Origin of the sequence: Rhodococcus sp. ZPP (assembly GCF_017656075.1) — a bacterium.
GTDB lineage: Bacteria > Actinomycetota > Actinomycetes > Mycobacteriales > Mycobacteriaceae > Rhodococcus_F > Rhodococcus_F oxybenzonivorans.
Map to the genome: position 1 here is coordinate 2942228 of NZ_CP058638.1, position 20527 is coordinate 2962754.

Below are 20527 nucleotides of genomic sequence, written 5' to 3' on the forward strand. Positions count from 1 at the left end.
GCTACGACGGCGGAAGCACGTCCGTCTGAGAGGGGACCTCGTCCTGCTTCAGCACTCCGACGGGGCAGCTGACTCCGGTGGCGTGCACCGGGCAGTAGCCGCCGGGGTTCTTGGCGAGGTACTGCTGGTGGTAGTCCTCCGCGTAGAAGAACTGGGTGAGCGGGGCGATCTCTGTGGTGATTGCCCCGTAACCGGCGTCGGCGAGGCGTTTTTCGAAAGCCTCGGCCGTCGCTTCCGCGATCTCGACCTGCGACTCGTTCATCGTGTAGATCGCGGACCGGTACTGCGTGCCCTGGTCGTTGCCCTGCCGCATGCCCTGGGTGGGATCGTGATTCTCCCAGAACTCCTTCAGAATTTCGGCGTAGGAGACCACGTTCGGATCGAACACCACGAGCACGACCTCGGTGTGCCCGGTCCGGCCCGAGCAGGTCTCCTCGTAGGTGGGATTCGGGGTATAGCCACCTGCGTATCCGACAGCGGTCGTGTACACGCCGTCCAGCTGCCAGAACTCTTTCTCGGCGCCCCAGAAACATCCCATCCCCAGCACCGCGGTCTGCATTCCTTCGGGGAACGGCGGCTGCAGCGGATGTCCGTTCACGAAGTGCGTCGCCGGAACCGGCATCGGCCGATCCCGGCCGGGGAGCGCACCCTCGGCGGTGACCATCGTCGACTTAGCGGTTGCCCGACCCAGCAGCTCGTCGTACCAAGACATGACTCGATGCTACGCGCGCAGTCGCAGGCGTCTCCTCGACCGATGTCGCCATTTCACCCTGGTCCGGAATGTGCGCGGCAACCCACCGCGAGGCAGGCAATTCCACCCATCGGTACAGCGCCTCCGAGATCAGCGCGGTAACCAGGAGGAAGACGACGATGGCGCCGGTCGCGCCGAAATGACCGACGGTGTGCTCGTACACCCGGTACAGAACGAGCGTATGGACGAGGTAGATCGCGTAGCTGCGCGTCGCCGTCCAGCGGACGACGGCCCAGTGAGCGGCCGGGCCGTCGTACCGGCCGACGAGCACGACGCAAGCGGTGACGACGGCGAATGTCCACAGGTAGTGCTCCCCTGCCCAGTACACCCGGAAGTCGGTAGCGAGGTGTATGACGTTCACCTGGGCGAGCCCGGCGATGATGATCCATCGTGGCTCCGCGAGCCTGGCCCACCCGAGGTAGATGAGTTGACCGAGGAACACGGCCGGCAACGTCGCGGCGATCTTGGACAGCATCGGGACCGTGTAGGGCTGCGGCACGTACAGGTTGTACAGCAGGATCAGGGCGCAGATCGCGGCGCCGGCGAGAGGCATCGCGATAGGGGCGGTACGTAGGACCGGCCGCGCGGCGACGCAGGCCACATAGAAGAGAATCTGCACGGCCAGGGTCCAGGTGACGCCGAGTACCGCGACTTCCGGTTTGAGGAAGAATCCGCCGAGCACGAAGCTCAGGAGGGCGTCGACGTTGGAGATTCCGTCCTGCCCGCTGAACATGCCGTTGATTCCCAGGCGTACCAGGACGACGGCGGCGAGAATCGCCACCCAGAATGCGGGCAGGATGCGCCCGAGCCGGTTGAACAGGAATCGCCCGGGCGGGTGACGAATGGCCGAACGGGTGATCAACACCCCGGTCAGCATCATGAATACAGCGACACCGAGAAAAGACAAATGCTGATTCAGTCCGGCCCGTTCGATGAATATCTGATAGACGACGTCGATGAACCACCATCCCGTTCCGAGATCGTCGATCAGATAGAACGAGATGTGCGAATAGATAACGGTCAGGACCGCGAAGAAACGCAGCAGATTCGCGCCCGTGAGCTCCACGCGCGGGGCGGCCGCGTGTGAATCTGCAACAGGTATCAGCAAAGGCACCGCGACAGCTTAAGGTTCCGTTCACCGGGCAGACGAATTTTCACGACCGCCGAAGCCGCCGTGTCAGATTTTTCGGGTAGCCGAACTTTACTGTGAGGGAATCGCCCCCTGTGCCCCGGTGTTGCGCACGGTGTACCAATGAGATTGGGTATATACCCGAGAACGATTGGAAAAGGCGGGTGCGTGACGCATGCTCACGCGGCGTTCGCACCCGGAAGAATCAGGGCCACACGCCCACAAAGAAGGGACCCTCGTGTCTGAATACACGCTGCCGGAACTCCCCTACGATTACGCAGCTCTCGAGCCGCACATCTCCGGCAAGATCATGGAGCTGCATCACGACAAGCACCACGCCACCTACGTCAAGGGCGCCAACACCGCCCTCGAGAAGATGGCCGAAGCCCGCGAAGACGGCACCATCGCCGACAAGGCGCTGCTGCTCTCCCGCAACCTGGCCTTCAACCTCGGTGGACACACCAACCACTCCATCTTCTGGAAGAACCTCTCGCCCAACGGTGGCGACAAGCCCACCGGCGAGTTGGCCGCCGCGATCGACGACCAGTTCGGTTCGTTCGACAAGTTCCAGGCTCACTTCACCGGTGTCGCGACCACCCTGCAGGGTTCGGGTTGGGCACTGCTCGGCTACGACACCATCGGCCAGCGCCTGGTCATCGAGCAGATGACCGATCAGCACGGCAACATCACCGCCGCGCTGATCCCCGTGGTCATGCTCGACATGTGGGAGCACGCCTTCTACCTCGACTACCAGAACGTCAAGCCCGACTACGTCAAGGCTTGGTGGAACATCGTGAACTGGGCAGACGCCGAGGAACGCTTCACCCGCGCCCGCACTCAGGGCGCCGGCCTCATCGGCTGATCTCCTCTCTTCTCTCACGAGCGCACAGAACGCCTCCGGGCATTTCTGTGCGCTCGTGCCGTTCCGGCGCCCTCACCACTCCGGAATTCGTCCGAGTTGGCCGTGCGTCCAATAGCCTTGATCCGTGACCGACAACAGCACGCCACGCAAAGACTCCGCCGTCCACGCCTTCCGCGACGATGCGCTCGGCGATCTGGACGCCACCGGTATCGCGGAGCGGATCGCGTCCAAGGAAGTCTCGGTCCGTGAGGTGACCGAAGCGGCAATCGCCCGCGCGGAGTCGGTCGAACCTTCACTGTGCGGGCTGGCGTTCCCCGACTTCGACCGCGCCCTGACAGAATCGGGACGCCCCCACGAAGGCGTGTTCGCCGGGGTGCCGACGGTCATCAAAGACAACGTCGACGTCGCCGGCCAGCCCACCCAGCACGGCAGCGCAGCGTTCACCGCCACTCCGGCCCGGGCCGACAGCGACTTCGTGGCGCAATACCTGTCCACCGGAATCGTCTCGCTCGGAAAGAGCCGGCTACCGGAATTCGGGTTCAGTGCCTCGACGGAATTCATGGATGCAGAACCGGTGCACAACCCGTGGAACCTCGCGTACTCCCCCGGCGCCTCGTCCGGCGGTTCGGCCGCGCTCGTCGCGTCCGGGGTAGTTCCGATCGCCCACGCGAACGACGGCGGCGGCTCCATCCGCATTCCCGCCGCGGCCTGCGGGCTCGTCGGACTCAAGCCGTCCCGGGGTCGCACGGTGCCCGATGCCATGGACAAGACGCTGCCCGTCAGGATCATCTCGCAGGGCGTCGTCACCCGGTCGGTCCGTGATACCGCTCGGTGGATGGCCGCGGCCGAACGCTACTACCGCAATCCGGCGCTGCCGCCCATCCGATTGGTGGAGGGGCCCAGCACCATAAGGCTCCGCATCGGGGTGGTCGTCGATTCCGTCACCACGTCTCCCACCGACGACGAGACACGAAAGTCGGTTCACGCCACCGCCGACCTGCTCGCCGAGCTGGGACATCACGTCGAGGAAGCACCGATGCCGGTGCCCCAGTCCTTCGTCGACGATTTCTGCACCTACTGGGGATTCCTCGCGTTCGTCATTTCCAACAACGGCAAGCGGATGCTCGGGCCGGATTTCGATCGAGCCGCTACCGACAACCTGACACGCGGGCTGGCTGCGATGTACCGAAAGAAAATGGCCAGAACACCCCAGATGCTCTACCGGCTGCGTCGTACGTACCGCGAGTACGCCCGGGTGTTCCAGACGTACGACGTGGTGCTCTCACCCACCCTCGCACACACGACACCCGAACTCGGATACCTCTCCCCCAGTCAAGGTTTCGAGGAACTGTTCGACAAGCTCATCGCCTACACGGCGTTCACGCCGCTCAACAACGCATCCGGTGGCCCTGCCATCTCGCTGCCACTGCACGAGACGTCGCAGGGGCTTCCGCTCGCCTCGCATTTCTCCGCGAATCACGGGGACGAGCGCACACTGCTCGAGTTGGCGTTCGAGTTGGAGCAGGCAACTCCCTGGCGACGCATTCAGGATGCGCGCTGAAAGTTACCTCTTCGCAGGCTCATCCAGACGACAAAGCCGGCGAGTAGCACCGTGGTGCACCCGAATCCGACGGCCAGGTGACCGGCGGTCAGGATCGGAGTCGAGCCACTGACGCTGCGCGACACCGCGACCGGATCCGCGGGAACTGTCGCCAACTGCGTCTGCTGCGCCCCGGACCGGGCCGGCATAGCGGCCACGCCGGCATTGAGATCGGTCGACAGCTGCCCCGACAGTGCCTTCAATTTCGCGAAGCCGTCGACGATCTGCGTGGTGGCACCGGCCAGCAGCTCGGGAGCCTGATCAGCGATCGGGACGATGCCATCGTTCAGTTGGCGCGCGCCACTGCTCAGTTCGGCACTTGCGTCGGTCAGCTGTCCCATCGCCACCCGGACGAGTTCACCCAGGTCGGTGTCGGGGCCGACTTGCTCACCCAGAAGCCCCGGGACCGAAGTCAGCTGACCTGAAAGCAATCCCAGGTCCGCACTCACCTGCTGTAGGGCCGGAACCACCTCGGGCGCGACGGGAGTGGCCGCGAGAACGCGGATCGCCGCATCGATTCTCGTGCGCATCTGCACGGCACTGTCGTTCGCTTCACCCAAGGTCAGTCCCAGCGCGCTCAGCCGATCTGCCAGGTCGTTCGCCGTTCCGGCCGTCTCGTCGACCACACCCGCTACCTGATCCGCCACACCGAGGAGTTGCACTGCGCCCGATCGCGCCGTCTCGAGGTACGGCAGCAGCGTGTCGGCGCCTGCGGTGAGTTGCTGTGCCGCATCGTCCGCCGCGGACGTGCCCGCCGCGAGAAGTCCGGCGGCCATCCCCGCCTGCTGAAAGGTAGTCCGCGACTTCGACATGTCGGCCAGCAGGTCGGCGACACCGTCGGCACCGACCTGAGAAGACACCACCTCGGACAGTCTGAGGGATGCCGGCTCGTCGGAGCCCTCCACGTCGAGACCGAGGGTGGCCTGCCGTGGTTTCGTACCCCAGATCGACGACACGGCGGCGCTGAAGTCCTCGGGCACGGTGACGGTGGCGAAGTAGTTGCCGGTCTCCGCCTCGTCGGCCGACACCACCGCCCAGTCGAAATCCTGATTCGCTGCGAGATTCTCGATCAGGGATTCGCCGGCCCGCACTGCCTCCCCCTCGACCGTGGCACCCGCATCGGCGTTCACGATCGCCACCGTCCGGCTGTCCGGCGCGTCGCCGAGAAACAGGGCGCCGAGGCCGGCCGCGGAGACGGCGACGAGCGCGGTCAGCCCGAGTGCGGCTGTGCGCCGGGGTGTGAAGAACTGTCGCATCGTGTCGGTTGCGGCGTGGTGGCCGACGGATTTCCCTGGGCGCTCAGACGTCATTCCGGTGAGGGTAGGGGGCTTTGATAGCGCGCGGTTGTGGGCTTTCTGAGGGTTCTCTGAGGAACGGGCGCCCCCTGCCGACGGGTGAGCACTCCTGTGCGTTAGCACTCATATGCACTTGTGTGCCAGGCATTGTTCGGTGCATTCTTCAAGTACCCAACGAGGTGTGCGCACGAGGCATGTTTCCAGCACGTCATTCACACCGAGGAGGCAGAGATGAACAGGGACGGCTACATCGGCATCTCGCCCTTCCAGGCCGCAGGTACTTTGCGCGGATTCGTCATTTCGGGGCGTTGGCCCGACACCACCAAGGAATGGGCGCAGCTGCTTGCCCTCGCGGTCCGGGTGGCGTGCATTCCGGGGCTTCTGCACACCACGACGGTGTTCGGCGCCCGCGAGGATCTGCCGGAGGAACCGGAGCCCGAGACCGTCGGCCTCGTGGTTGCCGAGGGCACGGTCCTCGGTGAGTTCGCGCTGGCTCCCGGGCGGTTCGCGGACCATCAGCCACCGGCATTGATGATGCTGCACCCACCGTCGGAGACCACGCCGTCGTTGCCGGAATGTGCAGGCGCGGCATCCGGTTGCGTCCTGCTGCCCGGCCTGCCTCACCTGGGTCTCGACCACCGGGCGGCGTGGGTGGAGGCGGAGGCGGACGGCACGGTCACCTCCATGGTCAGCCGAGTGGGCATCGACCCGATCAGCGACCCCGACACTGCCGTTTTGGCGATGCTGCTGGCATCGTGAGGGTTCCCGAAACCTCACGACGAGGTTGCCCAAACTTATTGTCGCCTTTGCGTTTTCGGATCCGCCCCGCTAGCGTGAAGGTCAGCGAAGGGGAGTAGCCCCCAATCGCCAGTGTCGACATATCGGTACTGTGACGCGAGTCACCGGACCCGGCCTGGTGAACCGGCGCCGAGAGGCCTCTCGGCGCCGGTGGGCGAGACCTTCGGCCGAGTGGGCGCACCAGTGCCTGCCACGCCGGGGGACCCATCTGTCAATCCTCCGACCGACTGCTGGAGGAGGGTTTTTGCGCCTCCGACCGACTACTGGAGGAGGATGTTGTGCTGGCCGCCGTGCTGCTGAGTTTCGGGGTGATCTTCGTCGCCGAACTGGGTGACAAATCCCAGCTGATGGCGATGACGTTCGCGCTGCGCTACCGGTGGTGGGTGGTGATCTCGGGCATCACGGTCGCGACGACGGTGGTGCATCTGGTGTCGGTCGCCGTGGGTCACAGCCTCGGAGTCGCACTTCCCACCGGCGCGATCAGTGTGGTCGGTGGGGTCGCGTTCCTGATCTTCGGTGCGTGGACATTGCGCGGTGACCGCCTCAGCGACGATGAGCAACTCAAGGCCGGCCGCACCGCCCGCTCCGCGTTCCTGGCGGTGACATCCGCCTTCTTCCTCGCCGAACTGGGCGACAAGACGATGCTCGCCACCATCACCCTCGCCACCGACCACGACACGGTCGGCGTGTGGATCGGCTCGACTGTCGGCATGGTGGCGGCCGACGCCCTGGCTATCCTGCTCGGCGCGGTCCTGGGCAAGCACCTGCCGGAGAGAGTCATCCGCATCGGTGCTGCGGTGTCGTTCTTCGCCTTCGGGGCCTGGTTGCTGCTGGCAGGTCTGCTCCCGGGCAGCGCGGCGGGCCCACTCGCGGCCGGCGCCGTCGTCGTCACCGCCGTCGCTGTCGTAGCGGGTCGGACCGTGTGGTCCCGTCGCCGGACGCACGCTCCGGTGAAGGATCAGGAGTTGCTGCACTGACCGCACTCCGGTGTCTTCCCGGCGAGTCGACAACGTCACGCAGTACGGGCGATACTCGACGCGAAAGTTGCTCAATGTTCTCCGCGGACGAGAGGCGTGTGTGAACCATCCAGTTGCGAGCGCCAAACCCGCGCTTCTCACAGTCGACGACGATCCGGGAGTATCTCGCGCCGTCGCGCGGGACTTACGGCGCCGGTACGGCGAGAAGTACCGCATCATCCGCGCCGAGTCCGGCGAATCCGCACTGGAAGCGCTGCGCGAGCTGAAACTGCGCGGCGACCCCGTCGCGGTCATTCTCGCCGATTACCGCATGCCGGCCATGAGCGGAATCGAGTTCCTCGAGAAAGCCATGGACCTCTACCCGGTGGCCCGTCGCGTGCTGCTCACCGCATACGCGGACACCGATGCGGCGATCGAGGCGATCAACGTGATCGACCTTGACTACTACCTGCTCAAACCCTGGGATCCGCCGGAGGAGAAGCTGTATCCGGTGGTCGACGCGCTGCTCGACGCGTGGGCGTCGTCGGAGCGGCACCCGGTGGAGGAAACCAAGGTGATCGGCCACCGCTGGGCGGCCCGGTCGTCGGAGGTGCGCGAGTTCCTCGCACGCAACCAACTCTCGTATCGCTGGTACATGTCTGACGAACCGGAAGGCGAGCGACTCCTCGCCGCCGCAGGTGCCGACGGACTGCGGTTGCCTGTCGTCATCTGCCCGGACGGTGATGTCCTGGTCGAGCCGGCCGACACCGAGCTGGGCAATCGGCTGGGGCTGCGGACGTCGCCGTCGGAGAACTTCTACGATCTCGTCGTCGTCGGAGGCGGTCCCGCCGGGCTGGGCGCCGCGGTCTACGGCGCCTCCGAAGGTTTGCGCACCGCGCTCGTCGAGCGGACGGCAACCGGCGGGCAGGCGGGTCAGAGCAGCCGTATCGAGAACTACCTCGGATTCCCCGACGGCGTGTCCGGCGCCCAGCTGGCCGACCGCGCCCGTCGGCAGGCAACTCGGTTCGGGGCCGAGCTGATCACCACGCGCGACGTGGTGGCTCTCGAGGTGAACGGCTCGGCGCGCACGGTGCGATTCGCCGACGGCCACACCATCGACGCGCACACCGTGATTCTGGCCACCGGGGTCTCCTATCGGCGCCACCCCGCGCCCGGGATCGACGAGCTCACCGGACGTGGGGTTTTCTACGGGTCGGCCGTCACCGAGGCGGCCCGCTGCGCGGATCAGGATGTGTACATCGTCGGCGGCGCCAACTCTGCCGGGCAGGCCGCGATGTACCTGGCGCGCGGTGCGCGCACCGTCACGATCGTGGTCCGGGCGAAGTCGCTCGAAGACTCGATGTCGTATTACCTGATCCAGCAGATTCAGCAGAACCCGCGAATACGCGTCCGGCCGTGCACCGAGGTGGTCGGAGTGGAAGGGGACGGCCACCTCGAGAGGATCCGGCTGCGCGACAATGCTGGTGGGTACGAGGAGACCGTCGATGCCGGGTTCCTCTTCCTGTTCATCGGGGCCGCCCCGCGCACCGAGTGGCTCGACGGTGTGGTGATTCGCGACGAGCACGGATTCGTGGTGTCGGGCCCGGATCTCGTCGTGGACGGGAAGGCGCCGAGCGGCTGGCCACTCGACCGGCTTCCGCACCACCTCGAAACCAGCGTCCCCGGAATCTTCGCCGCGGGCGACGTTCGGTCGGAGTCGGCCAAACGGGTGGCGTCGGCAGTCGGTGAAGGGGCGATGGCTGTCATGCTCGTGCACCGCTACATCGGACAACCGTGACCGGGGGCAGAACGTGACCACACTTTCCTGTTCCCCGGAGGAGCTGAGAACGCTCTTCCTGTTCGAGAAACTCGACGATCACCAGCTCGGCCAGCTGTGCGCAAGCGGTCGCGTCGAGCTGATCGAACCGGGTCCCGTCTTCGCCGAGGGCGATGCCGCGACCTGCTTCTACGTGCTGATGGAAGGCGAACTGGTCCTCGGCAAGTTGTCCGGGGGCGAGGAAATCGAGGTCAACCGAACCTCTCAGCGCGGCGTGTACGCCGGGGCGTGGCAGTCGTATCTCGGCGATCGCGCACCTCAGACGTACACGACATCGTTGCGGGTCACCACGCCGTCCCGGTTCTTCGTGTTGGATGCCGACCGCTTCGGCGCCCTGATGCACGAGTGGTTCCCGATGGCAGTTCACCTCCTCGAAGGGCTGTTCTTCGGCACAGAGAATTCCCGTCAGATCGTCGACCAGCGCGAGCGGCTCCTCGCCCTCGGCTCACTGTCTGCAGGATTGACGCACGAGCTCAACAACCCGGCGGCCGCCGCAGTCCGGGCGACGGCCTCGCTCCGCGACCGGGTGTCGCACATGCGGCAGAAGCTCGGTGTCATCGCGTCCGGGGTGTACGACCGGCAGGCACTCGCGACACTGATTCGGTTACAGGAGGAAGCGGCTGAATTGGTGGCGAAAGCCCCCACACTCACACCGCTGGAAGCCGCGGATCGTGAAGACCAGCTCGGCGACTGGTTCGACACGCATGGCGTCTCCGGCGGCTGGGACCTCGCTCCCACGTTCGTGCAGGCAGGCCTCGACATCCCCTGGCTCGAGCGGATCGTGGCGAGCGTCGACGACGACGCGGTGGTCGAGAGCACGATGCGGTGGCTCAACTACACCATCGAGACAGAGCTTCTGATGAACGAGATCGCCGATTCGACCGCCCGGGTGTCGACTCTGGTGAATGCCGCGAAGCAGTATTCCCAGATGGACCGTGCCCCGTACCAGCGCGTCGACCTTCGCGAACTGCTCGACAGTTCGCTGGTGATGCTGGGACGCAAGATCGGCGACTCGGTCGCGGTGGTGAAGGACTACGACGCTTCCCTGCCTCAGGTTCCTGCCTATGCGGCGGAACTCAACCAGGTGTGGACGAACCTCATCGACAATGCCGTCGCCGCGATGCAGGGGCACGGCACTCTCACCGTCCGCACCCGGCGGGACGGCGACATGGCGCTCATCGAGATCGGCGACACCGGTCCCGGTGTGCCGGAAGAGATCCGCTCGCGCATCTTCGAACCCTTCTTCACCACGAAGCCCGTCGGAGAAGGCACCGGCCTGGGCCTCGACATCTCCTGGCGCATCGTGGTGAAGAAACACCGCGGCGATCTCCGTGTTCACTCCGAGCCGGGTGATACCCGCTTCCAGGTTCGCATCCCGATCGAGCCGGAAGTGACAGCGATGGAAGGAGATTCGCATGGGTGAAGTGGAAGGCATCGACACGAGCGTCGCACCGAGCGGTACCGGTTGCGTCGAATGCGACGCCGCCGGTGGGTGGTGGGTGCACCTGCGGCGCTGCGCACTGTGCGGACACGTGGGATGCTGCGACTCCTCCCCGGCGCAGCACGCCAGCCGGCACGCCGCCGACACTGGCCACCCGGTGGTGCAAAGCTTCGAGCCCGGCGAATCGTGGTTCTGGAACTACGCCACCGATCAAGCGTTCCAGGGCCCGGAACTGGCTGCACCGCAGCATCATCCGCTCGAGCAGACCATTCCGGGACCCGCCGACCGCGTGCCGCAGGACTGGCAGAAACACATCCACTGATCTGCCGACCTAGAGACCGGCACCGTTCACTTGTGCTGCGGTCGCGGCGTCCTGTTCGTCGTAGCGGGCAAGCGTCGCCTCGAACGTCGCCTTCATCGCCGCGGCGTGGCGTTCGTGCGCGGCGAGAACACCGACCGCGGTGTTCTCGTCCGCCACACCCGAACCGCCCACGGCCGTCGCCCGAAAGCGCTCTGCCAGCGCCGCGGCCGACCGCAGATGCGTTTCGCCCAGACCGAAGTTGTCGGGTGCGAGTTCCCGGTACGCCCGCAGCCGCAACTCCGCCATGTCCGACGCCAGCGCGTCACATGCCGCGATGCAGCGCAGCAGCGCCTCGCGGTCGACTTCGATCTGATTCCCGGTCATCCGTCCCCCCCACCGTTTGCCTGCGCCTCCCGTGCGCACGCGAAGACAACCTACCCGCCTACTCCACAGGCCGGTAGGTGCACACGTGCACGCCCGTATTGCTCGTGACCGAGGAGACCAGCTCGAGAGTCCGGAGCCCGCCGTTCTCGGGGAAGATCGACTTGCCGCCGCCGAGGATCACCGGCTCGATCATGAGCCGTAGTTCGTCGAACAGGCCCTCGCTCAGGAGGGTCCGCGCCAGTGTGGCGCTTCCCATCACCAGCAGCGAGCCGTCACCGCTCTCCCGCAGCTTCCGGATTTCTGCGACAGCCTCGCCACCGGGAATGCGGGTGGTGTTCTCCCAGGTCAGTTCGTCGTCGCCGAGTGTCGAGGACACCACATACTTCGGGATGGCGTTCATCTGGTCGGCGAACGGGTCGCCTGCCCGCTCCGGCCACGCCGCGGCCATCGTCTGCCACGTGCGCCGCCCGAACAGCAACGCCTTTGCCCCGCTCAACGCGTCGTCGAAAGCGGTGCCCATCGCCTCCGGATCGAAGAACGGATGCGACCAGCCGCCGTGGGCGAAACCACCGTCGGTGTCCTCCTCCGGGCCGCCGGGCGCCTGCACGACACCGTCCAAACTGATGAAGTCCATGATCACAACGCGCACGGGACTCACTCCTCTTTTTCGTTACGGGGATGACGAAGGGATAGACCATCGAGCCGTTCGAAACTCATCGCGCCCGCTGTAACCACGAACAGAACGGTGTCCGGGCTTTTCTCCGCACTCAGGGGAGGAGGCGCGACACTGCGTCGCTGATGGCCCTGTCCTGCCCGTCATAGCGAGTGGCTGTACCGGCGAGGTTGTCGGCAATTCTGGCGAGGTCGCCGAGAAGCGCCTCTCGCCGCGTATCGAGATAAGCGCAGAACTGCGGGAAAGCCGCCCGCGACGTGGCAGCCCACGCCGCAGATGATCGGGCGATCACCCCGTCGATGGCCGCGAGCGCCGTATTCGCCTCCGTGAACACCCCCTCCATCTGCCCTGCTACGACACGCAGTTCCACGACATCGACGTTCACAGTTTGCCACTCCCCCACGACATCCCCCTTTACGAATCCGGCCGTGCTCCGCTACCTTACGTGCACAGTGGCACCCGGGGGGGACCGTGGATCTGAAGATGATTCGTGAGTGGGACACCGTCGCGCTCGAACAGTTGGAACAGGCTCTGTCGGCACGCATCACCGCCATCGACGACGTGCGGCGGCGGATTACCGAACTCGGTGATCTGCGCGGTTGGGAGGGCGAAGCCGCGCAGGCAGCACGACGTGCTTTTCAGGTGGTAGTGCAGGACCTCGCCGACGAGAGTGCGGTGATCGGCGCGGTCCGGCGGGTCACGGCGGACACGTTCGACGCTGTTCTGCACGTCCAACTCGAGGTCGCCGCGCTGATGGCTACGGCGGACGACAATGCGTTCGTGGTGTCCGATGCCGGTGCGGTCGCCGATGCGCCGAATTCTTCCGAACGGCGGCAGCACGAGTTCGCGGTCCGGGATGCCCTCGAGTCGAGTGCGCGAGCGCTGATCCTCGAGGCCGAGGACATCGACGCCGACGCAGCCCACGTGCTCACACACGCGATGAGCGGTGGCTTCGGAGATCGGGGCGCCGGAGACTTCGAAGCAGCCGATCAGCAGGGCAGACTGCCTGCCCCGGCGCCACCGCAGAACGCCTCCCCGCTGGAGAACCGGAAGTATTGGGACGCAATGCCGGAGTCGCAACGCAGGGAAATACTCGAGCGCCATCCCGAGTGGGTCGGAAGCAGTGACGGCCTCCCCTCTGCGGCGCGGCATCAGGCGAACCTCAACCAGTTCGACGACGAGCGGGTCCGGCTGACAGCCGAACGCGACCGGCTGCAGTCGATTATCGACGACGCTCCGTTCGGCGGTGCATTCACCAATGCTGATGCGGCGCTGTGGTACACCGAACAAAAGATGAAAGATCTGCGCACACTCGAGCAGGTCGTCGCGAAGAATCCGGACGGCCGGCTGATGCTGCTCGACCTGAAATCTGGAGAGCGAGGCATGGCGGCCTTCGCGGTGGGTGACCCCGATACCGCCGAGCACATCTCGGTGACGGCGCCCGGACTGAACACCACCATCGTCGACTCGTTCGAGGGAATGGTCGGCGAGGCACGTTCGTTGGGAGACACCAGCGTCGAGCAGTTGCGTCTTCAGGGCCGGGGAGACGAGACGGTCGCGACGATCGCGTGGTTGGGATACGAGCCGCCGCAGACAATGGGACCGGGGACTTTCGACACGGTTCGAGGCGTGCTGGACGTGACACAGAGCGACCGGGCCGCTGCCGGAGCGGTCAAGCTCGCCGCCTTCTACGAAGGGGTGAATGTTGCGTCTCGGCAATCGGATCCGCATCTCACCGCATTGGGACATTCGTATGGTTCCTACACGACTGGCCTGGCACTCCAGGATCCCAGCCCCGGCCAGCCGGTCGATGACGCAGTGTTCTACGGATCTCCTGGCGTCAACGCCGACGACGAGTCCGACCTCGGGTTGCGCGACGGGCACGGATACGTGATGGAAGCCGCCGACGACCGATTCGTCACCGAGGTAGGCAAGACACACAGGTTCGGCCCCGATCCGGGCACAATGAGTTTCGAACAACTCTCGGTCGACGAGGGAATGAGCCCGGACGGGATTTTTCGCGACGGCGCACTGGGGCACAGCGGGTATCCGCACCGGGGAACCATGTCGGAGTACAACATGTCGGCAATCGTGGCCGGGCTGCCAGAGAGGGTGGTTCGGTGATTGCCGACCGCCGTCGCCCGGCTCACCGGGCCGCCGCAATTGCCGTGGGGATTTTTCTGACGGCCGTCACAGGAGGTGCTGCCGTCACAGGATTGGGGAGTGCAATGACAGACAACCCGTACAACGGCACTGCCGCCGACATTGCGGCCGCCGAGGGGCGGATGCGCCAGTGGTCTCCGCTAGAGGACGCGGAAGCGACGGTCGCGAGCGTGGCGCACCAGATCGCTGACGCCGCCGCAACCATCGTGCCCACGCTTCGCTGGGTATCGGCGGGCGACCGGACTCAGGGAAGCTGCTCAGTGCCGTTTGCGAGTACCGCCGGGATGTCGGTCTTTCTTCCCGACATGTATTCGACGAGTCCCATCCCCGACGCCGAGTGGCCCGCAGTGCTCCGGGCGGCTCGAGACATTGCGACGGCACACGGATTCGCGCACATCGAGGTACGGGCAGATCGACCGGGAGACCACAACGTGCGACTCCACAGCGGTGACGGCAACGAGATTCGTCTCGGCACAGCGCGAGCCGCACTGGTAAGCGGTCGAACAGGGTGCCGCTACCTGCGAGCGGACTTCGGGAATTCCACGGAGTAGCCGGTCGGGCACACCTTGCCTCTGCTGCCATGAGCTGGCCGCGTTATGGTGCAGGTCACCAGGGTTGACCAACTCGGGTCAGCCGGAGAAAAGGATTCGAACAGTGGAAATTCAGGGAACCGCCGCATTGGTCACGGGAGCAGCGTCGGGCCTCGGTGCCGCCACCGCCAAGCGTCTCGTCGACGCCGGAGCCACCGTCTTCGGACTGGACCTGCAGCAGTCCATCGAGCGCGCCGGCGACACCGTCCCGGAAGGCGTGACCCTCCTCGCCACCGACGTCACCAGCGGCGACGAGGTCCAGGCCGCAGTCGCGAAGATCGTCGAATCGGGGCTGCCGCTGCGCATCGTGGTCAACTGTGCCGGTGTCGGCTGGGCCGGGCGCATCCTGTCGAAGAAGGGCCCCCACGACCTCGAACTGTTCCGCACGGTCATCACCGTCAACCTGCTCGGCACGTTCAACGTCATGCGACTGGCCGCCGACGCCATCTCCAAGACCGACACCGTCGACGAGTCCGGGCAGCGCGGCGTCATCATCAACACCGCGTCCGTCGCCGCGTTCGAAGGCCAGATCGGCCAGATTGCCTACTCCGCTTCCAAGGGTGGCGTGCACGGCATGACCGTCCCCGCCGCCCGCGACCTCGCCCAGTTCGGCATCCGCGTCAACACCATCGCCCCCGGCATCATCGACACCCCGATGCTCGCCGGCGTCACCGACGAGTATCGCAAGGGACTCGAGGCCGGGGTCCCGTTCCCCTCCCGCCTCGGCCAGCCCGCCGAATACGCGCAGCTCGCTCAGATGATTGTCGAACACGACTACCTCAACGGTGAGACCATTCGTATGGACGGCGCGCTGCGCATGGCCCCGCGGTAGGCGGCTCCGCCGCCCGTGCGCGGTTAACGAGTCTCTGGACTCTTCACCCGCGCACGGGGCGCGAAGCGCCCTGATGGGAGGACGGCATGGGTTTCTACATTGATCGGATCGTTCCGCGGCTCGTCGACATCAGCTGTGGATTGAAATTCACGGAGCCGACGCGCCGACGGGTCTGCGCCGGACTGCACGGGCGCGTTGTGGAGATCGGCTTCGGCTCCGGCCTCAACGTCCCGTTCTATCCACCGGATCTCGATTCCGTGAGCGCCGTCGAACCAGCCGATCTCGGCTGGAAGCTGGCCGCGAAAAGGCTGAGCGTGTCCCCGGTAACTGTGGACCGCGCCGGTGTGGACGGTCAGTCGCTCCCGTTCCTGGACAACAGCTTCGACAGTGCATTGTCCACCTGGACGATGTGCACCATTCCCGATATCGGCGCCGCACTGCGTGAGGTGCGCCGAGTGCTGAGGCCGGGCGGAACCCTGCATTTCGTCGAGCACGGCCTCGCCCCCGACGCCGGGGTCCAGAAATGGCAGCACCGGCTGGAGCCCATCCAGAAGACCGTGGCCGGTGGTTGCCACCTCACCCGCGACATCCCTGCCCTGCTCACCGACGCCGGTTTCGACATTCGGGAACTCGACGTCTTCTACGAAAAATCCACTCCCAAGGTGGTCGGCGCCTACTCCCTCGGGTACGCGGCCGCACCGCCCGCTAGGCTCTAGCGCTGACGGTGGGGGGAGCCGGCCGAAGTGGCCGGCAGTCGAAGGGGGCCTTTGTGGGGACGTTGAAAGCTGATCTGGACCAGCTCGAAAAGCTGGGGGCAGTATTGCGCGGCCTGGCCGGGGAGGCGGGCAGTTTACGAGTCGGCCCCGCGGCAGGCCCCTTCATGTCGAGCCCGGGCGGCGTCATGTCTTCCGTCCTCGAGGCGTGCAGCATCTCGGGTGATCTCATCGACGGATCCCTCGTCCCCGCTCTCGTCGAGCGGCTCGGCGAAACCGGTGACGTGATGATCAACGTCGCCCGGGAATACCGGGATCAGGACGACGCGTCCGCCGACCGATTCGTCGCTGCGTACACAGACGCCACGGGTGACTGGAACGCTGAAGGATGACCGTCACCCGCACGCAGCTCGAATCGTGGGATCCGTCGCTGCTGACCGAGCTCGGTGGCGCGTGGATTGCGCTCGGCGTCAAGGTCGAGGACCTGTTCGGCCGTTACGTCGACGGCGTCACGAAGGTGAACGACTCATACTGGGAGGGCAAAACCGCAGAGGCCGCCCAGGGTCGGGCGAATGCCGACAAGAAGACCGCCCTCGCCCTCGTCGATCACCTCGAGGCGCTCGCCAACCGGGCGAAGCAGGGTTTCCACGAAGTGGATGCGCCATTGCAACGCGCCCGGATGGCGATCGTCGGCGCAGAAGCAGCCCAATTCCGCGTATCCGAGGACTTGGTCGTGACGGATCCGGTCAATTCCGAGGCGGACGCCGCTCGAGCGAACGACATGGCCGCCTGGCAGCGCGACCTCTCCGACGCAGCGACAGCGACAGTGAATGCCGATAGAACTGTCCGGGACGCCCTGAACACGGCGCGTGACGGCCTGCGGGCGGCCTTCACGTCCGCCGCCGCGCTCGGCGCAGACCAGGGTCGCACCGATGCGGCCGACCTCGTGTCCGACCCGGGCGGGTTTACCCCGGAGCAGGTCCGGAGGCTGGGCGAGGCGGGTGCCCTGACGCCCGCACAGCTCGATGCAGTGAACAGCGGAAATGCCGCTACCATCCCCGCGTCCCAGATGGAGTACCTGAACCAGGTGAGCCGGTCGCTCGACGGGAAAAGTCCGCAAGAGATCCAGCAGATCATGGAGAAGCTGCCGCCCGACGCCCAACGCTCCCTCGCAAACTCGCTCCAGCTCATCTCGAACGAGAAAGTCACCGCCACCGTCACCGGCGACTCCGAGGTGCCGACCAAGGGCGGAGGAGCCCTGCTGCCGGACAAGATGCGGGAATCGCTCACCCGGGACGACCTCGTCATCCGCGACTTCAAGATGGTGGGCTCCTCGGGCGCCTCCAGCGTCGAACTGAACGGTGTCGCGGACAATCAGGCCATCGCGAAGGTCGTCGAGGCCGGTGATCCGCAGTACCAGGTCGGCAGCGGCCTCGATCAGCACCTACTCGACGTAGGTCGCCAGTACCTCGACGCCCAGGTCGCGCACGAACAGAACCCCAATCACAAGTTCGAGTACTTCACCGTCGACGGCCGCGGCACCGAGAACACGGCCATCACCGAAGGTATCTTCGCGGCCGTCGCGGACGACAAGATCGCCGTCGAGAATGCGGTCACTCATCCCGACACCGGCCAAGGACTGGTTCGCGATGTGCTGGTTCACAATTGGTCCGACAACGGGCAGGCAGCCTCGACGCTCTTCGAGTTCGGGGCCGGTGATGCAACCGTCGAAGACACGAACAACCCGGCGGACGTCGCCGCCGCCACCCGCACCGGCAGCATCATGTCGGCCGTCGCGGAAAACATGAGCACCGACTGGGACACGCTGAGGAACATTCCCGGTACCGAAGGCCAATCCGTCGGGCAGGTCAACCCGGACCTGCTTCGGACCGTGTCCCACAGCATGAGCCCGTATGTCGGAGACCTCGCCGGCGCCGGGAGGCCCGAGACCCCCGGATTCGATATCGGCACCTGGGCAGATCCCGCCGACAACAACCACTTCGGCGGCTCGTCGAATGTTTTCGCGGTCCTCAACACCGACCCGGAAGCAGGAACACATTTCACCCAGTCGTCGATGCAGGAAATCCTCGCCGCAGAGGGCCGGTACGCGCAGGACCCCTCGGCGCCCCTCTCCGGTGGCGACCTCTCCACAGCGGGTCGAATCCACGGCCTCATGGACAGAGGACTACTCCTCTCGACCGAGGACAGCTACAGCGACAAAGCCGAACAGGCGCAAGCCATTTACGACCGCAAAGCAGCGGCCTACGGCGCCCTGACGAGCCTCGGAGGCCTCGGAATAGACAGACTCCCGGGCGGTGAATACATCAACACCATGATCGACGCGGGCGGCGACCCCCTGAAGGACGCCATCATCGGCAAGGCACCGGGTCCGGCACCGTCAGTCGCCCTCGAAGCCCCCGACTTCTACCGCGATTACTACAACATTCTCCAAGCGACGCCTGAACTTCCAGAGAATTTTCGCATCGACTTCCCTTGGGCATTCGACACTTCGGGTGGTCTGCGGAGCTGGGAGGATGTTCAATCTGCGCCAGAATCTCGCACGCTGTTCAAAGACGGATTCCAAACGATGTTCAGCCGTCTCGGTGATCCCACGGATGGCAATGGTGAGAGAATTCGCAATGGCTACGAAGACGTGGTGCGAAATGACGGTTGGAAGCAGAAGTGTTCGATTGGCGGGGACCGTCATGGCTGCGACAGTCCTCGCCGCGGGCTGCGGATCCGAAGGCGGAGAAGAGCCCCGCCCGGTCGAACAGAGTTCCGCCATTCTCTACAGCAACGTGTGGTCCGCTGACCCGGGCATCGAACTGTTGCAGCGAGGTCCAGAGCTGGTGCGGGCGACGTACGAGTCCGCTGACTACACAAGGTTCGTCGGGCAGTCCCGCTCCTTTCCGGGCTATCCCGAAGCGGTCGGTGGCCCCACACGACGAAGCAACGCCGACAAGGAAGACTTTTTCACCTCGGCCGAACCAGGAGAGGACGAGCAAATCGCCCTCACCAACTTCCTCCACATCACCGGCTACGCCGAGACGGCCACAGGTATCGGGGCGACCGTATGTAGCTACAACTTGCATACCGATCCCGGCGTGAATCTCAGTGTCGAAGGTCTCAACCTCGCTTACCGTATCGAACTCGAGCGGATCGGCGAGGACGGCCTACCCGGCATTCCCGATACCGACCCCGCCCGACACGACCCCCGCGCCAACCGACTGCCGTTGTGGAACGTGTTCGACGGCTGGAAAATCACCAAGCTCCGTTACCTGCGACCGACGAAGGGCGACGAGATGCCGCAGGGTTGCATTGATTGGTGGCTACGACAACTCCCGGGTTTTACGCAGAACGCGTCCGCGGTCGTTGTCCCCCCCGCCCGGATTCGAACCTCCCACCATGCCGGTGGCCGTGCAGTATCCGGAGTGGATCGGGCCCGCGACGCCGGAGTAGGCGACGTCACCGCCCGGGAGTGCAGGTACTCGACATCCGCTCACAGTCGGCGGCGTCGACGGTCGTCGATGTAGAACAGCACGAGTGCCCCGCACAGAAGGGCGGCTGGGATCCAGGCGGCGGCTCCGCCGAAGTAGCGGGTGGCGAACGCCCCGAGGACGGCTCCACCGGCGAAGCTGCCGACGATGGCGGCGTACACCCGCGTGTGCTGGCGCGATTCAGGGACCTTCTCGATGTATCCGGCGTACGCCGACTCGGTGAAGCGCATGAGGTTGCCCGTGGTGGCGACAGCGATGTACGACAGCGAACCGATGGTGCGGAACAGACCGAACTGCATGGCCGCCACGAAGGAGATGGGTACGGTCACCGCCGCGTTGGGGACGTTCGCGGGAACGAACGCGACCGCGACGAGGACGACGATTTGCGCGACCATGGCAATCCGGATGGGGTGGTCGAAGACGCTGTGGGCGAGTTCGCCTTTGAGTAGGTGCGCGAATGCGACACCGACGATGAACGCGAGGATCGGCCACAGGTGTGCCCGTGCGGCGTGGAAGTGCCGCTCCGACAGGTCGATGGCCATGAGGATGACGTTGCCGGTTTGCGCGTTCGCGAAAACCCCGCCGCGGCTGATGTAGGTGTAGGCGTCGAGGAAGCCGCCGGCGGCGGTGAGCAGCAGAGCGAACCGCAGCGTCGTGGATGTCTTCGGCACTTCCACCTGACCACCCCTACCGAATCGGCCCCTG

21 protein-coding genes are annotated in these 20527 nt (G+C 65.6%); 14 read left to right on the forward strand and 7 right to left on the reverse strand.

The annotated features are described in order from the left end of the window. Window position 1: 1 nt before the first annotated feature. On the reverse strand, window positions 2-712 hold the full coding sequence (msrA, locus tag HYG77_RS13980) for a peptide-methionine (S)-S-oxide reductase MsrA (RefSeq protein ID WP_208962958.1): 711 nt from the start codon (window positions 710-712) through the stop codon (window positions 2-4). Beyond that, entirely contained in the window at window positions 672-1865 is a 1194-nt protein-coding gene (locus HYG77_RS13985) for an acyltransferase (protein ID WP_208962959.1), read from the reverse strand. Before HYG77_RS13985 ends, msrA begins: the two co-directional genes overlap by 41 nt. A 253-nt stretch (window positions 1866-2118) precedes the next feature. On the opposite strand from HYG77_RS13985, the gene HYG77_RS13990 reads away from it, so the two are divergent. Together HYG77_RS13990 and HYG77_RS13995 are read left to right on the forward strand one after the other, a co-directional pair. Then, on the forward strand, window positions 2119-2742 hold the full coding sequence (locus tag HYG77_RS13990) for a superoxide dismutase (protein ID WP_109334800.1): 624 nt from the start codon (window positions 2119-2121) through the stop codon (window positions 2740-2742). Window positions 2743-2866: 124 nt separating this feature from the next. Continuing rightward, window positions 2867-4303 carry an amidase gene (locus tag HYG77_RS13995; RefSeq protein ID WP_208962960.1) on the forward strand — a complete coding sequence of 479 codons (1437 nt, stop codon included), beginning with the start codon at window positions 2867-2869 and terminating at the stop codon, window positions 4301-4303. Here HYG77_RS13995 and HYG77_RS14000 read toward each other — a convergent pair. Next, window positions 4288-5652 (reverse strand): hypothetical protein, encoded by a 1365-nt coding sequence (locus HYG77_RS14000; RefSeq protein WP_208962961.1) that lies wholly within the window; start codon window positions 5650-5652, stop codon window positions 4288-4290. The genes HYG77_RS13995 and HYG77_RS14000 overlap by 16 nt on opposite strands. 216 nt (window positions 5653-5868) lie before the next feature. Here HYG77_RS14000 and HYG77_RS14005 point away from each other — a divergent pair, with 216 nt between their 5' ends. From HYG77_RS14005 to HYG77_RS14025, 5 genes are all read left to right on the forward strand, one after another. After that, window positions 5869-6396 carry a peptidase gene (locus HYG77_RS14005; protein ID WP_109325944.1) on the forward strand — a complete coding sequence of 176 codons (528 nt, stop codon included), beginning with the start codon at window positions 5869-5871 and terminating at the stop codon, window positions 6394-6396. A gap of 317 nt (window positions 6397-6713) precedes the next feature. Continuing rightward, the gene (locus tag HYG77_RS14010; protein WP_109325943.1) at window positions 6714-7412 is read left to right on the forward strand and encodes a TMEM165/GDT1 family protein; all 699 of its coding nucleotides are present in this window, start codon (window positions 6714-6716) and stop codon (window positions 7410-7412) included. Between the two features lie 100 nt (window positions 7413-7512). Beyond that, complete coding sequence (locus tag HYG77_RS14015; protein WP_109334799.1) at window positions 7513-9189, forward strand: FAD-dependent oxidoreductase; 1677 nt, start codon at window positions 7513-7515, stop codon at window positions 9187-9189. Window positions 9190-9202: 13 nt separating this feature from the next. Next, complete coding sequence (locus HYG77_RS14020) at window positions 9203-10651, forward strand: ATP-binding protein (RefSeq protein WP_208962962.1); 1449 nt, start codon at window positions 9203-9205, stop codon at window positions 10649-10651. Beyond that, window positions 10644-10991 carry a UBP-type zinc finger domain-containing protein gene (locus HYG77_RS14025; RefSeq protein ID WP_109325941.1) on the forward strand — a complete coding sequence of 116 codons (348 nt, stop codon included), beginning with the start codon at window positions 10644-10646 and terminating at the stop codon, window positions 10989-10991. The genes HYG77_RS14020 and HYG77_RS14025 overlap by 8 nt, the downstream gene beginning before the upstream one ends. A 9-nt stretch (window positions 10992-11000) precedes the next feature. On the opposite strand, the gene HYG77_RS14030 is transcribed toward HYG77_RS14025, so the two are convergent. The 3 genes from HYG77_RS14030 to HYG77_RS14040 form a co-directional block, all read right to left on the reverse strand. Next, a complete protein-coding gene (locus HYG77_RS14030) occupies window positions 11001-11354 on the reverse strand; it encodes a hypothetical protein (RefSeq protein WP_208962963.1) in 354 nt (117 codons plus the stop codon). A gap of 58 nt (window positions 11355-11412) precedes the next feature. Beyond that, window positions 11413-12003, reverse strand: a complete 591-nt coding sequence (locus HYG77_RS14035; RefSeq protein ID WP_208962964.1) for a dihydrofolate reductase family protein — start codon at window positions 12001-12003, stop codon at window positions 11413-11415. 118 nt (window positions 12004-12121) lie between these two features. After that, complete coding sequence (locus HYG77_RS14040) at window positions 12122-12430, reverse strand: type VII secretion target (protein WP_208962965.1); 309 nt, start codon at window positions 12428-12430, stop codon at window positions 12122-12124. An 80-nt stretch (window positions 12431-12510) separates the two neighbouring features. On the opposite strand from HYG77_RS14040, the gene HYG77_RS14045 reads away from it, so the two are divergent. The 7 genes from HYG77_RS14045 (at window position 12511) to HYG77_RS14075 (ending at window position 19858) form a co-directional block, all read left to right on the forward strand. Beyond that, complete coding sequence (locus HYG77_RS14045; protein WP_244461311.1) at window positions 12511-14151, forward strand: alpha/beta hydrolase; 1641 nt, start codon at window positions 12511-12513, stop codon at window positions 14149-14151. A gap of 104 nt (window positions 14152-14255) precedes the next feature. Next, window positions 14256-14741, forward strand: coding sequence for an LppA family lipoprotein (locus HYG77_RS14050; protein WP_109325933.1), 486 nt, complete (start codon window positions 14256-14258; stop codon window positions 14739-14741). A 103-nt stretch (window positions 14742-14844) separates the two neighbouring features. Next, window positions 14845-15612 carry an SDR family NAD(P)-dependent oxidoreductase gene (locus HYG77_RS14055; protein WP_109325932.1) on the forward strand — a complete coding sequence of 256 codons (768 nt, stop codon included), beginning with the start codon at window positions 14845-14847 and terminating at the stop codon, window positions 15610-15612. A gap of 86 nt (window positions 15613-15698) precedes the next feature. After that, entirely contained in the window at window positions 15699-16328 is a 630-nt protein-coding gene (locus tag HYG77_RS14060) for a class I SAM-dependent methyltransferase (RefSeq protein ID WP_208962967.1), read from the forward strand. A gap of 53 nt (window positions 16329-16381) precedes the next feature. Continuing rightward, window positions 16382-16717 carry a hypothetical protein gene (locus tag HYG77_RS14065; protein WP_208962968.1) on the forward strand — a complete coding sequence of 112 codons (336 nt, stop codon included), beginning with the start codon at window positions 16382-16384 and terminating at the stop codon, window positions 16715-16717. Then, window positions 16714-19137 (forward strand): hypothetical protein, encoded by a 2424-nt coding sequence (locus HYG77_RS14070; protein WP_208962969.1) that lies wholly within the window; start codon window positions 16714-16716, stop codon window positions 19135-19137. Before HYG77_RS14065 ends, HYG77_RS14070 begins: the two co-directional genes overlap by 4 nt. Next, complete coding sequence (locus HYG77_RS14075) at window positions 19124-19858, forward strand: hypothetical protein (protein ID WP_208962970.1); 735 nt, start codon at window positions 19124-19126, stop codon at window positions 19856-19858. The genes HYG77_RS14070 and HYG77_RS14075 overlap by 14 nt, the downstream gene beginning before the upstream one ends. Here the strand turns inward: HYG77_RS14075 and HYG77_RS14080 are convergent. Beyond that, the gene (locus tag HYG77_RS14080; protein ID WP_159918731.1) at window positions 19825-20499 is read right to left on the reverse strand and encodes a YoaK family protein; all 675 of its coding nucleotides are present in this window, start codon (window positions 20497-20499) and stop codon (window positions 19825-19827) included. The genes HYG77_RS14075 and HYG77_RS14080 overlap by 34 nt on opposite strands. Window positions 20500-20527: the final 28 nt, after the last annotated feature.

Bases quoted from the DNA above. Each gene is read 5' to 3' on its own strand.
- msrA (WP_208962958.1), bottom strand. From the start codon at position 712: ATGTCTTGGTACGACGAGCTGCTGGGTCGGGCAACCGCTAAGTCGACG.
- HYG77_RS14030 (WP_208962963.1), bottom strand. From the start codon at position 11,354: ATGACCGGGAATCAGATCGAAGTCGACCGCGAGGCGCTGCTGCGCTGC.
- HYG77_RS14060 (WP_208962967.1), top strand. From the start codon at position 15,699: ATGGGTTTCTACATTGATCGGATCGTTCCGCGGCTCGTCGACATCAGC.
- HYG77_RS14000 (WP_208962961.1), bottom strand. From the start codon at position 5,652: ATGACGTCTGAGCGCCCAGGGAAATCCGTCGGCCACCACGCCGCAACC.
- HYG77_RS14025 (WP_109325941.1), top strand. From the start codon at position 10,644: ATGGGTGAAGTGGAAGGCATCGACACGAGCGTCGCACCGAGCGGTACC.
- HYG77_RS14005 (WP_109325944.1), top strand. From the start codon at position 5,869: ATGAACAGGGACGGCTACATCGGCATCTCGCCCTTCCAGGCCGCAGGT.
- HYG77_RS14070 (WP_208962969.1), top strand. From the start codon at position 16,714: ATGACCGTCACCCGCACGCAGCTCGAATCGTGGGATCCGTCGCTGCTG.
- HYG77_RS14050 (WP_109325933.1), top strand. From the start codon at position 14,256: ATGACAGACAACCCGTACAACGGCACTGCCGCCGACATTGCGGCCGCC.
- HYG77_RS14045 (WP_244461311.1), top strand. From the start codon at position 12,511: ATGATTCGTGAGTGGGACACCGTCGCGCTCGAACAGTTGGAACAGGCT.